The sequence below is a fragment of the Kerstersia gyiorum genome (assembly GCF_004216755.1).
Classification (GTDB): Bacteria; Pseudomonadota; Gammaproteobacteria; order Burkholderiales; family Burkholderiaceae_B; genus Kerstersia; species Kerstersia gyiorum.
Window position 1 is genome coordinate 694,256 of the sequence record NZ_SGWZ01000001.1, and the last position, 12,953, is coordinate 707,208.

A 12,953-nucleotide genomic window follows, 5' to 3' on the forward strand; every position below is an offset into this window, starting at 1 on the left:
CGGGGACGCCGGATGAGGAGTCGCAGGCGGGGGGCCGGACGCGGACGCCGAGAGGGCGTGTCCTGGCGTGACATGCTCTATGATTGGGGCAGGCTGCAGGACCGGGCCGGACGAGGCTTGCGAGATTTGTATGTATTTATACATATAATGTATGCATACAATATTCTGCAGGATCGGAATATATCACAAACAATCACCATACGATTCGCATGAATGACAAAAGCGATGCGTCGATGGCTGCGCCTGCCTGGCTGGATGCGCTGGTCGACGGCGGCGGACCGCGCTACCTGCAGATTGCCGATGCCATTGGCACGGCGGTGGATGAAGGACGCCTGCGGCCCGGGGATCGGCTGCCACCGCAGCGGCACCTGGCCCGGCAACTCGGGCTGGATCTGACGACAGTGACGCGTGCCTATGCGGAGGCTCGCCGCCGTGGCCTGCTGGACGCGCGTGTCGGGCAGGGGTCGTTTGTGTCCCATGGCCCCGCCGACGACGGCCGGGTGGCCGACCTCAGCATGAATATTCCGCCGCCGCCGCCGGGCGACAAGCTGGAGCGCATGTTGCGCCAGGGCATGAACGACGTACTGGCGCGTGCCGATGTCGACACACTGATGACTTACCACTGGGGGGCGGGCAGCCTGGCCGACCGCGAAGCGGCGGCGGCATGGCTGGAAGCCAGCCTGGGCCGGGTGGACCCGGCGCGTATTGCGGTGGTGCCGGGGGCCCAGGTGGCGCTGGCAGGACTGGTGCTGGCGCACAGCGCCCCGGGCGATGCCGTGGCAGCCGAGGTATTGAGTTACCCCGGCCTGATGCAGGCGGTGCGGCAAAGCGGCAGGCGCATGGTGGCGGTGGCGACCGACGAGTGCGGCATGCTGCCGGACGAGCTGGAACGCGCTTGCCGCACCCAGCGTGTGCGCCTGTTGTATCTCAACCCGACGATTCAGAACCCGACCGCCATGACCATGCCGGCCGGGCGCCGCCAGGACATCCTGGCCGTGGCGCGCGCACATGGGGTCCATGTCATCGAAGACGACCCCTACAGTTTCCTGGCAACGGAACGCCCGCCTGCGCTGGCGCAGCTCGCGCCGGATATCGTGAGCCATGTGGCGACGCTGTCGAAATCATTGACGCCGGGCTTGCGCACTGCTTTCGTCGCTTTGCCGGATGCCGCCACCCAGGACGGGTTTGCGCTGGCCATGCGGGCGCTCACGCTGATGGGCGCACCGCTGATGGCGGCGTTGGCGACGCAATGGATACGCAGCGGCGTGGCGGATGCTTTCCGCGATGCCGTTGCCGCGGAAGCACGCATACGCTATGAGCTGGCGGAAGCCGTGCTGCCCTTCGCGCACCGTGAAGGACCGCGTGGCTTTCATATCTGGCAAGCTGTGCCGGCGCAATGGAGCCTGAACGGTCTGCTGGCGGCGGCCAGCGCCCATGGACTGGGCATTTGCACTTCCGAGTTTTTCACGGTGGAAGGCGTGGCGCCCAAGGCCATACGGATTTCGCTGGGTGCGGTGCCGGACCGGCGCCGACTGGAACGCGCACTCAAGGTGCTGGCGGATCTGCTGGCGCAGCAGCGCCCGGCCTTGCCAGCCGTGGTGGTGTAGGGGGGGGGCGGTGCAGACGGAGGGGCGGGCCGTGCGCCCGCCGGATTGTGCTCAGGGCCGTTTGACAGCGGTGACTTCGATTTCAACCAGCCAGCCGGGGTTCACCAGGCCGGCCACCTGCATGGTGGAGCGGGCATTCAGGATGGCCGGGCTGCCGCCGAAGAATTCGGCATAGCCGGCGCTGAATCCGGCGAAATCCATTTTGCCGGTCGCCGGGTCGGCAACCAGATAGGCCTGGACCTTGACGACATCCTCCAGCCCCAGTCCCAGCGCGGCAAGCTGGCTCTTGATCTTGCCCAGGACGCTGATGGTCTGGGTTTTCGTGTCGCCGAACGCAGCGGCGCTGGTAGGCGGCGCGTCCTGGTTCTGCACCGATGGCACCTGGCCGCTGAGATAGACGGTTGCCAGGCCGGGTGCGACTTCCGTGGCGGCGGCGATGGGAGATTGCGGATTGCCGGAGGCATGGCGCGTAATGCCAGTGGCGTTGGCAGGCGTATGAACCAGCGCGGCGGCAATGAGGGCGGCGGGAATCAGCTGGCGGCGGAAGTGGGCTTGCATGGATAGACCTCGTCTGAGTGGCAGGGGAAAGGGTCGGCAGCGCGCCGGCCTGCGGGCCGGCGTGCTGGGATGGGTTCAGGCCGCTTGCGCGTGGGCGTGCAGCTTGGCGATCTGTTGCCAGGCGGATTCGATGGCACCGGAGAGCCAGCCGGTCTGGTAGCTCAGGTGTTCGCCGGCAAGATAGACCCGGCCTTCCGGCTCCAGGAGCAGGGGATAGGTGGTGCGGCGTCCTTCTTCGCTCCAGTGGGCCCAGCCGCCCCGGTTGTAGGGTACGTTTTGCCAGGCAATGGAAAAGCTGTTGCGGAAGCTTTCCTGGTATTGCGGGAATATCTTCTGGCCGTTGGTCAGCGCGAAGGTGGTGCGTTCGGCCGGGTCAAGCTTGCCGATGGTTTCGGCGTTGCCGCCGAAGTTGTAGTAGCCCAGGATGATGCCTGCCGCACCCTGCCAGTTGTTCGAGGGCAGTGTAATGTTGCCTATGCCCTTGATATCGGTGCGGACGTGGCCGCCATAGATGGCGTCATCCACTTCCCAGAACCGGTTTTTCATCTGCAGGCCGATTTTGCCGGCGGGCATGTAGGGCACCGAGGCGATGGCGGCCTTGAAGGCGGCGGAAAAATCGGTGTCCAGGTCTTTCAGCACGGGCAGCGGGATCGTGCAAATGCAGTAATCGGCCTGCAGCGTTTCGGCCGTGCCGGAGCGGGTGTCCTTGACGACCACGGTGACGCCCGCATCGTTCTGGCGCAGCGATTGCACTTCCGCCTGGTAGCGGATCAGGCCGTTGAGCTGCCGTGCAAAGGCGGCGGGAATCTGGTCCATGCCCTCCAGCGGATGGAACATGGTGATCTGCTGGTTGAAGCTCTGCACCGATTGGTAGATATGCCCCAGCCTGGAACCCAGTAGTTCTGCGAAGCCCAGCGGGTCGGATGGCGTGCCAGGGCCGGGTTCGGTGCCCGCGCCCGGATTGACGGCGTAGCCACGGCCATTGGTGCCGTGATAGCGCAGGTCGTCCTTGCCCAGATAACCTTCCTGCGCCAGGTAGTCCAGCAACAACGCCTTGTCGGCGGCGGTGATTTGCTCGTCCAGCTTGCCGTCCACGATGCTTTTGGCCAGCAGTTCATTGACGTAGCCACGCATGTCCGCCTTGACCTCGCCCTGCCGCAGGCGCTGGCCTGAAAGCGCACCTGCGTTTTCATGGTAGACATAGGCAGCGTCGTTGTCGTTGACGAAAATGCCCAGCGGCACCTTGAATTCGCGCGTGTAGTACAGCGTGGAACGATGGTGGTAGGGGATGCGCATCGGCCCCAGATTGAAGAAATCTCCGCTGTCGAAGTCGCAGACAGAGGGATTGCCGGGTTCTTCGCTGCGCGTCCCTTTGCGGGCGGTGCGCGCCCGGCCGCCAGCGATGGGCCGGGCTTCCACGATCATGCAGTCATAGCCCGCCTTGCGCAGTTCGTAGGCGCTGGTCAGCCCGGCGATGCCGGCGCCCAGTATCAGCACGCGCTTGCCCTTGCCGCTGCCTTGCAGCCTGGGGGGCTGGTCGCTCTGCGATGCCAGCGTCAGGCCCCAGGCGTTCATCGTTGCCATGGCCAGGCCCAGGCCGCCCAGTGCGGCGGCACGGTAAAGAAATTCCCGGCGGGTGGGGATAGCGGAAGAAGGGGTGCGGATGCTGTCTGACATGGATTTCTGCCTTGCGGGTGGGTGAGAACTCCACATGCAAAGCAATATCCATGCCATCTTCCGGTCACTGTGGGCAGGCCCAGGGCAGGCACCAGAATGACGCAACCCGCACTGTGACGAGGCCTTGCGGCAGTGCGGGCGCGCCGCCAGGCGGCCCTGGGGTCAGGCTGCGCGCAGTAACGCCATGGGCGGGGTATTCAGGATGCGCCGTGTCCCGGCCAGGCCCAGCAAGGTGATGACCAGCGCCGCCAGCAGGGCGGTGCCGGCCAATTGCGCCCAGGGCAGCGGTACTGCCGCCATGCGGAACACGCTTTGCCCCAGCCAGCTTCCGGCACCTGCGGCGCCCATCGTGGCGGTCAGTGCGGCAATCAGTCCCAGGACCAGGAATTCGCATAGCGCGGCCAGGCGCAGTTGGCGCCGCTGGGCCCCCAGGGTACGCAGCAGCGCGGCTTCGTGGCGGCGTTGCTGCGCGCTGGCGGCCAGCGCGGCAGCCAGCACCAGTGCGCCGGCCAGCAGGCTGAAGGAAAGCACCCAGCTCACTGCGCTGCTGACACGCTCGATGATGCTGCGCACGCGTTCCAGCAGGTCATTGACGTCCAGCATGCTGACGTTGGGGAATTGTCGGGCCATGTCCGCCAAATGGTTGTTCTGCGCTGGCGGCAGGTAATAGCTGGCGATCCAGGTATGCGGCATGCCGTCCGCGTGGGCCGGGTCCAGCAGCAGGAAGAAATTGACGCGGAAGGAGCTCCAGTCGACTTCCCGCACGCTGTCTATGGTGGCGGTGACGCTGCGCCCGCCGCTCTCCAGTGTCAGGCTGTCGCCCAGCTTCAGGCCAAAGCGTTCCATCCAGCCCTTTTCCACCGACAGGCCGGCCGCTCCGGCCTCAGGCGCCTGCCAGGCGCCGGCGACCAGCCGATTGGCCGAGGGCAGCGTGGCGCTCCAGGAAAAACGCAGTTGCTCGGCGGCGCGCTCGCGCTGTTCCGGGGTCTGGTAGAAGCTCTCAGCAGGCTCGCCGTTGATGGCAGTCAGTTTGCCTACGGCCAGCGGCAGCATTGCGGCCTGGGAGGCACTGGCCTGTTCCAGGGCGGCCCGGTAATCGGGCACTTGTTCCTCCAGGACATTCAGGGCGAACCAGTTCGGTGTTTCATCCGGCAGTTCCGAACGCCATTCCTGCAACAGGGCCGGGGCGGCCACGGCCAGTATCAGCAGCGCGCACAGACCCAGGCTCAGCGCCACGGCCTGGACGGCGCTGGTGAAGCGGCGGCGGGCCAGCGACGCCAGGCCCAGGCGCAGGGCGGGGTGGATGCCGGCGGCGACACGGCGCGCCAGCCACAGGGCCAGCAGCGCCAGGATGGCAGCCACCAGGGCTACGACCGCAAGGCTGATGGCAAGGATGATGGCCAGCCTGGCGCTGCCGGCCTGCATCCAGATCAGTCCCAGCGCGGTAGCCAGTGGCAGCAGGTAGAACAGGTCGAAACGGCGCACGCGGGGTGCCACGCTGCGGCGGAACACCGCCGCTGGCGGGACGTCTGCCAGCCGGGCCAGCGGCGGCAGGGCGAATCCGGCCAGGATGGCCAGGCCCATGGCGGCAGCGGCCAGCGACGGCAGGACAGGTTGTACGGTTGGCAGGGCGCCGCTGAACAGCTTGCCTGCGACTTGCCAGGCCAGGGCGGACAGCCCTTGTGTCAGTGCGATACCCAGCAGGGCGGCGGGCAGGGCCAGTGCGGCCAGCGTGCCAGCCAAGAGCTTCAGCACGTCGGCGCGCGGGGCGCCCAGTGCGCGTAGCAGCGCCACTTCATCGGTCTTGCGTTGCGCATAGCGCTGAGATGCCAGTGCGATGGCGACGCCGGCCAGCAGTGCTGCGAGCAATGCGCACAGGCGCAGGAAGGCGTTGGCGCGCTCGAAGGCGCCGCCCAGGTTTTGTTGCGCGTCTTCCAGTTCAATGAGGCGAGCGTTGTCTGGCAAGGCCTGGCTGGCCGCCCATTGCTTCCAGTCCTGCACGGCGCCGGGCGCGCCGGCCAGCAGCAGGCTGTAGCGGGCGCGGCTGCCGGGCCCCAGCAGGCCGGCGCGTTCGATGTCGGCAAGCGGGGCCAGGGCCGTGGGGGCCAGTGCGAAGACGTTGCCGCCGTCGGGCTGGCGCAGCAGTTCACCGGCAATCCGCAGATTGGCGTCGCCGATCTGCACGGTGGCGCCTATGTCGACGCCCAGTGCGGCAAGCGCGCGCGCATCCAGGTAAATTTCACCGGGCTGGGGAGCGGGGGCGGTGTGTTGCCTGCCGTCCGCGTCGCGCAGCGTGATTTCCCCGCGCAGGGGCCATTCGGGCGAGACGGCAGCCAGGTTCAGCAACTGGGCCTGTTCCTGGGCGAAGGCCATGCTGGGAAAACGCACGGCATGGGCCGTGGCGAGCGCCATTTCCCGGGCCTGGATTTCGTATTCGGCAGGGATAGGGCTGGGGGCGTTGATGCCGCCATCGCCGCCGACCAGCTCGGCGGAACCTGCGGCAATGCTGTGTTCAACCCGTAGTGCCAGGGTGGCGACCACTCCCAGCGCAACAATCGAAAGCACCAGCGCGAGCGCCAGGGTGCGCAATTCCGCCAGGCGCCATTCACGCCGGACGGTACGGAAAGCCAGGGGGAGGATATTCATGGATGTCGGGCAACAGCGGGAGTGGGACGACACGGGAAGCAGGGAACAGGCACGGCGGCGGCCTCAGGCGGCATCGACCAGGCGGCCGGCTGTAATGTGCAGGGTCTGCTGGCAGCGCTGCGCCAGTGTCAGGTCGTGTGTGACCAGCACCAGCGTCGTGCCATGCTCCTGGTTGAGACGGAACAACAGGTCGCTGACGGCGCCGCCGGTGCGGGCATCCAGGTTGCCGGTCGGTTCATCGGCAAACAGGATGCGCGGTTCGTTGACGAAGGCGCGAGCTATGGCAACGCGCTGCTGTTCTCCACCGGACAACTGTGCCGGATAGTGCCCGCGGCGGTGCGACAGGCCGACGGCATCGAGTGCGGCCTGGGCGCGTTCACGCGCGCGCGCGGCACCTTCCAGTTCCAGCGGCAGCATGACGTTTTCCTCGGCACTGAGCGCCGGCAGCAGATGGAACGATTGGAAGACGAAACCGACCAGGCGGCGGCGCAATCCCGCTCGGGCCTCTTCATCCAGGGTTTCCAGCGCGTGGCCGTCCAGGCGTATGCTGCCGCTGCTGGGAACATCCAGCCCGGCCAGCAGTCCCAGCAGGGTCGTCTTGCCGGAACCGGATGCGCCGATGATGGCGGCGCTTTCTCCGGCATGGATGCGCAGCGAGATATCCTCCAGGATATCGAGTCTGCCGGTGGGGCCTGTCACCGACTTGCTAACATTCAGGCTTTCCAAAAGTACCTGTTCCTGGGATGAACCGCTCATGCGTCGTTTCCTTTGCTTGCTGTGCCTGTGGATGGCCGCGCCTTTCGCGCATGCGGCTGATCCGGTGATTCTGGTAATGGGGGATTCCCTATCTGCTGCGCATAACATTCCTGCGGAGCAGGGCTGGGTCAGCCTGCTGTCCCAACGCCTGGCCACCGAGGCGCCGGATTGGAAGGTCGTCAATGCCAGTGTCAGCGGCGCGACCAGCGCCAATGGCAAGGCGGCATTGCCCGCGTTGCTCGAAGAGCACCACCCCGAGATACTCGTGCTGGAACTGGGCGCCAATGACGGATTGCGCGGCCAACCGTTGGCCGCGCTGGAAGGTAACCTGGCCGACATGATAGAAGATGCGCGTACGGCCGGGGCCGAAGTCCTGCTCATCGGTATCGAACTGCCGGTGAATTATGGGCCGCGCTACCGCGATGGCTTGCGCCAGGTGTATGCCGGGTTGGCGCAGCGCTACCAGACCGGCCTGGTGCCGTTCCTGCTTGAAGGGGTGGCGCTGGACCCGGCGCTGATGCAAAGCGATGGCCTGCATCCGGTGGCGGCGGCCCAGCCGCAGGTGCTGGAAAACGTGTGGCCGGCGCTGCGTGAATTGCTGCCCTGATGCTTGTACCGGCTCGCAGCGGCGCCATTCCAAACCGGATGGTAGGCGGCTGCGGGGCCTGGCCCCGGCCATGAGGCCAGCCACCATGGCGCCTGTGGGCAGGCGCCATGCCGGTAATGCCGGCGGAAATGGCGGTGTGTCCATGGTTTGTTAGGGACGCTCGGAAGCAGGCAGTATAACGGGCGGCTGGCGGGCAGCCAGCGGCCTTTTCAGGTGCTGCATTCCGCCGGATTTCAACGAATTTCAGGCCCGCTGCCGCAGCCGCCAGCCCAGCCAGGCACCGACCAGGCAGAAGAGGGCGAAAATCCAGCCGGATGCGGCTCCCGCCATGATGCCTGACAACAGGGTGCCTATCGTGCAGCCCAGCGCCAGCATGCCGCCCCAACCCATCAGCAGGCCGCCCAGCGCATGGCGCAGTGCCGTGCCGGGGTGCAGTCGCACCGGCAGGAAATCTCCTGCCAGAATGGCGCTGGCAAAAGACGCCATTACCAGGGCCGCGACAAATACCCCGTTGTTGGACAGCAGGCTTTGCTTGATGACCGTGGCGCAGCCTGCGAAGCCATCCAGGCCTTCCAGCCTGGCGGGTAGCGCACCCAGACTGTCGGCCAGTGTGCGGGCGATGCTGCCCAGTTCGGCCGTGACGCCCAGCGGCGCAACGCGGAAGTAGGCCATGGCGCCCAGGCCGGCAATCAACAGGCCGCCGGCATAGGTCGGCCAGCGCTGGCTGAACAATAGGGCCAGCAGGCTTACCGGTGCGGCTGTGCCGCTGGCGGCGGCGTGATGGCGGCCCTGATTGCGCAGCAGCCAGGCGGCCAATGCGGCCAGCAGTGTCAGTTGCAGGGCCAGCGAACCGCCGTAGCCCAGGTGATGGGGCAGCCAGATGACGGGGGCGTCGCGGATGACAGCCGTATAAAGCGGGTTCCAGGTGACGAAGCCCAGGCCGAAGCCAGCCAGCGCGCCCAGCAGGGCGAACAGTGAATGGAACGCGCCTTCGCCCAGGCGGTAAAGGTGTGCGCTGATGCAGGAGCCCGAAATGGCCATGCCCAGTCCGAAGGTTGCCGCGCCCAGCGCCAGCACCCAGCTTACCGGCCCGATATGGGCGCCCGGCGGCAGCCGTCCGGGCGCAGGCACCGGCAGGAAAGCGCCGAACACGGCGTAATAGCCCAGCAGCCCCAGTGCCAGCGCCGCAATCAGGCCCAGCAACCCGCGTGCGTCACGATGGGCCAGGTAGTCGCGCGTGATGCAATAAAAACAGAAGCGCGAGCGTTGCAGCGCGAAGCCGAAAAATGCACCAGCCAGCAGCGAGAACGCCAGCCCCCGGCCGGTGCCGGGAATGCCCTGTAACTGCCAGGCCCACCAGGCCAGCCCGCAGGCAACCAGCGTGGCCGCAGCGAGTGCCGGCAGCCGGGGGCGACGCCAGGCGGCAGGTTCCTCTGCCGTCTGGGTAGCGCCGCTGGCAGGCGGGGGATGCGTGGCCGCCGGCAGCAGGGCGGCGGGCGGCTGGGATAACACGGTCATGCTCAGGTCTGGCCCCAGATGGTGCCTGCCGGGTTCTCGATAGGTGCGCCGACGCTGTTGCCGTACTCGGTCCACGAGCCATCGTAGTTGCGCACGTCATAGCCCAGCAGCTTGCTCAGCGCAAACCAGGAATGGCTGGAGCGTTCGCCGATGCGGCAGTAGGTGATGATGGGCTTGTTGCCGTCGATGCCGACGGCGCTGTAGATCGCCTTGAGCTCCTCGACCGGCTTGAAGCTGCCGTCTTCGGCCACCAGCTTGCTCCAGGTGACATTCACGGCGCCGGGGACATGACCGGCGCGCACGGCCAGCTCGGGCACGCCGTTGGGGGCGAATATTTTGCCGCTGTACTCATCGGCGGAACGGATATCCACCAGGGCCACGTCTGCTTCCTGGCGGGCAGCGGCCAGCACATCGGCCAGGCGGGCCCGCAGGGCTGTATTGGCGGGTTTCACGCTGACGGTGCCGGCGGACGGGGTGGCGGCAGCCGTGCTCAGCGGGCGGCCTTCAGCTTCCCACTTCTTGCGGCCGCCATCAAGCAACTTGACGTTGTCGATGCCGTAGATGTCGAAGACCCACGCGCCCCAGGCGGCGAACCAGTTGTTGTTGTCGCCATAGAGGATGGTGGTGGTGTCCGGGTTGATGCCGGCCTGGCGCAGCAGTGTCTGGAATTTCTCGGGGGAAGCGATATCGCGTTGCACCGTGTCGACCAGGTCAGTGTGCCAGTTGAAGTTGACGGCGCCAGGCACGTGGCCGCGTTCGTAGAGGCCGGGGTTTACGCTGACTTCCACCACGCGTACTGCGGGGTCGTTCAGGTTCTGTTCCAGCCAATCGGTGGAGACCAGATAGGGGTTGCTGGCCAGCGCAGGGGCAGAGGAAAGGGCCAGCGCAGCCAGGGCGCTGGTCCACAAGGTACGAAGTGACATGGACATCTCCGGTTGCAGTGCTAGGAAGCCAGACAGTAACTTTCTGCTTCGCGAGCCGGAAATATCTATTGGTGATGAGCAGATAACCTATTCAGGAATTCGTCAGCTTTTGGCTGCCAGCCGGCGCAGCCTGGGCAGCAGCGCCGGCCGGTGCGCGTTCAGCGTGGCGCAGAGACGGCGCGGCGTCGCATCCAGGCCAGGGCGGCCAGCAGGCCCAGCCCCAGCGCGCCGCCGCCGCTTTTGTCATCGGAACCGGGCGACGGTTCCGGGGTTTCCGTTTCACCGCCACCGTTGTCGTCGGGTTTGGACAACGCCAGGTCGATCACGACCGGGTCGTGGTCGGAGGAACTGTAGGGATCGGCGGCATAGAACGATGCCTGCTGCTGCGTGCTTTTGTATTGCAGCGAATACTGCAGTGCCGGCGGTTCATCGGCATTGATGTGCCAGGCCTGGGCTTTCAGCGCCTTGGCCGCCAGGGTCTTGTCGGCCAGCGCATGATCCAGGTAGCCCGACATGCCATTGAAGACGTAGCTGTACTCGGCGCCGTCGCCGTCACGTGCCAGCAGGTCGGCATAGCCGGCGTTGGCCAGCGCCACGATGGGGTCTTCCTTGGCGTAGCTGTTCAGGTCGCCGATGATCAGCTGGCCCGCAGTGTTGATGCCCGTGGGCTGGGTCGCGAGCCAGTCGCTCAGTGCCTTGGCGGCCTTGAGGCGTGTCGGGTTCCAGCAGCTCTGGCCATCGTTCTGGTCGGCATCGCCGTCCGTGGCATTGTTGCAGCCCTTGGACTTGAAGTGGTTCACCGCAACCGTAACCGGCAGCCCGCCGCGCACCGATTCAAAGGTTTGGGCCAGCGGCATGCGGTTCTTGTCGTCGATTTCCAGCGTGGCAACCTTGCCCGTCTCGCGAACCGTGTCATTGCGGTACATCATCGCGACTGTGATTTCGTCGGTGCCGAGGCGTTCGCTGCCGGGCTGGATGTAGCTCCAGTTGCTGCCCATGCGGCGCGTCAGCTGGCTGATGGCGCTGGTATCGTCATAGCCGTCGTTCTCGATTTCCATCAGGCCGATGATGTCGGCATCAAGCTGCTTGAGCGCAGCCACGATCTTGTCTTCCTGCCGCTGCAGTTCTTCGGCGCTCTGGGCGCCACGCGACGTGGGGAAGCCGCCGCCCTTGCCGTCGCCATTGAAGTAGTTCAGAACGTTGAAGGAAGCCACGCGCACGTCGGTGTCGCCAGCGCGCGCCGGGGCTTCGGGGCGCGGATTGCCTGCGCTGCTGAAGGAGGGCGCCTCGGCGCCCGGAATCGGCTGGATGCGCCAGGCGCTGAAGCGTTTTTCCACCACGCCGCGTACCGGGGAAGTCGTGGTGTAGCCGCGCCGCAGTGTATTGGCCGCCGAGAGTTCCGGGGCCGGGTAGGGGACGGAGGCCGGATTCTGGTGGTTGTAGCCGTCATCCAGAATGATGCTGTTGCGGGTATTGGCGTCCAGCAGCGCTTGCGCGCCAGTGCCGGGAGCGACGGCGTGCGTAGGGGTTTGCAGCAGGCCGTTGCCCAGCAGGATGCTGCCATAGCGGCCCAGTTCGTAGACATTATTGACAGTCAGGCCGGGCGCCAGCTCCACCAGCATGCCTTCGTATTGGGAGTGGTCGCTGCCTTCGGGCAGCGGCAGGGCCAGCGTTTCGGCCTGGACGGCCTGGCCGGTGGCGCACACGGCGATGTCGCTGGCCAGTGTCAACTGCGTCTGTTCGTACTTTTCCTCGATCCTGCCGACCAGATGCACGCGCTGGCCTGCTGCAACCGTCTTGCCCGGGGCATAGACGAACAGCCCTTCGGAAACCCCGGGGCGGCGCAGCCGTTCGGCGTCGGCCGTCTGGATGAAGAAACCGGAAAAGCCGTTGCTGTAGGTGTAGCTTGCCGTGACGATGGCTTCTACATGGACTTTTTCCAGCGTGGCGCCGTCGGCGCGGCCTTGCAGGTCAGCAATGGCGGTGGCGGGTGCGCCGCACTGGGCCGTGGCGCCGCCGCCGGTTTCCGCCAGGCCAGGGTGCGCGCCCAGGCCGTCGAAACTGTCGACCGGGAAGGCATCCCATTGCTGGTCAACGTCGAAAACGGTGTCTGCGGCGGCATCGCCCGTCTTGATGCTGGCCTTGCGGCGCAGCGTGTTGTCTTTCGTCGATGCGCCGCTGGCGCCGGTCCAGGCGTCGGCAGGACGGAATCCGACCTGGCCGATGCGGTCGACGATATTGCCCTGGTGACTCAGGATGACGGCATCGTCGCCGTTGTAGTTCAGGCCGGCGGTCAGGTTGATGCGGCTGCCGAGGGTGTCGGCCATGTACGAGTGGGCGATGACATAAGTCGCTCCCGCTGCCAGGTTGCCGGTGGGCTTGAAGGTGGATGACACCGTCTTGGAACCGTTGGCATACACATGAACTTCATACTGGCTCAGGTCCACCACGCTGTCGCCTGAGTTGTGCAGTTCCAGCGCCTTGTTGTTGGACGAGCCTTCGACATATTCGCTGAATATCACGTCAGCGGCAGCGGGCGCGGCCATAAAGGCGGTCAGCAGGGCGGCATAGCAAGGGGCAAGGCGTCTGTGGCTCGTCATGATGGAGGGTTCCATGGCATCCTGGGAACCCGCAAAGTAAACGCCATCGGTGACAAGGACA

At 66.1% G+C, this 12,953-nt stretch carries 9 protein-coding genes; 2 read left to right on the forward strand and 7 right to left on the reverse strand.

Annotated features, from left to right (window positions below):
- Window positions 1-209: 209 nt before the first annotated feature.
- On the forward strand, window positions 210-1,607 hold the full coding sequence (locus EV679_RS03150; protein ID WP_068367366.1) for an aminotransferase-like domain-containing protein: 1,398 nt from the start codon (window positions 210-212) through the stop codon (window positions 1,605-1,607).
- Between the two features lie 51 nt (window positions 1,608-1,658).
- Here EV679_RS03150 and EV679_RS03155 read toward each other — a convergent pair whose 3' ends face one another.
- The 4 genes from EV679_RS03155 to EV679_RS03170 form a co-directional block, all read right to left on the reverse strand.
- Window positions 1,659-2,165 (reverse strand): RidA family protein, encoded by a 507-nt coding sequence (locus EV679_RS03155; RefSeq protein WP_130486488.1) that lies wholly within the window; start codon window positions 2,163-2,165, stop codon window positions 1,659-1,661.
- Window positions 2,166-2,240: 75 nt separating this feature from the next.
- On the reverse strand, window positions 2,241-3,842 hold the full coding sequence (locus EV679_RS03160) for a flavin monoamine oxidase family protein (protein ID WP_068367362.1): 1,602 nt from the start codon (window positions 3,840-3,842) through the stop codon (window positions 2,241-2,243).
- A gap of 162 nt (window positions 3,843-4,004) precedes the next feature.
- A complete protein-coding gene (locus tag EV679_RS03165) occupies window positions 4,005-6,488 on the reverse strand; it encodes an ABC transporter permease (RefSeq protein ID WP_130486489.1) in 2,484 nt (827 codons plus the stop codon).
- A 63-nt stretch (window positions 6,489-6,551) separates the two neighbouring features.
- Window positions 6,552-7,244, reverse strand: coding sequence for an ABC transporter ATP-binding protein (locus EV679_RS03170; RefSeq protein ID WP_068367358.1), 693 nt, complete (start codon window positions 7,242-7,244; stop codon window positions 6,552-6,554).
- Here EV679_RS03170 and EV679_RS03175 point away from each other — a divergent pair.
- Window positions 7,243-7,851, forward strand: coding sequence for an arylesterase (locus tag EV679_RS03175; protein WP_130486490.1), 609 nt, complete (start codon window positions 7,243-7,245; stop codon window positions 7,849-7,851). The two genes, EV679_RS03170 and EV679_RS03175, sit on opposite strands and share 2 nt — an antisense overlap.
- A gap of 243 nt (window positions 7,852-8,094) precedes the next feature.
- Here EV679_RS03175 and EV679_RS03180 read toward each other — a convergent pair whose 3' ends face one another.
- The 3 genes from EV679_RS03180 to EV679_RS03190 form a co-directional block, all read right to left on the reverse strand.
- The gene (locus EV679_RS03180; protein WP_130486491.1) at window positions 8,095-9,369 is read right to left on the reverse strand and encodes a YeeE/YedE family protein; all 1,275 of its coding nucleotides are present in this window, start codon (window positions 9,367-9,369) and stop codon (window positions 8,095-8,097) included.
- Window positions 9,370-9,371: 2 nt separating this feature from the next.
- Entirely contained in the window at window positions 9,372-10,292 is a 921-nt protein-coding gene (locus tag EV679_RS03185; protein ID WP_068367815.1) for a sulfurtransferase, read from the reverse strand.
- Window positions 10,293-10,450: 158 nt separating this feature from the next.
- Window positions 10,451-12,892, reverse strand: a complete 2,442-nt coding sequence (locus EV679_RS03190; protein ID WP_130486492.1) for an ExeM/NucH family extracellular endonuclease — start codon at window positions 12,890-12,892, stop codon at window positions 10,451-10,453.
- Window positions 12,893-12,953 lie beyond the last annotated feature (61 nt).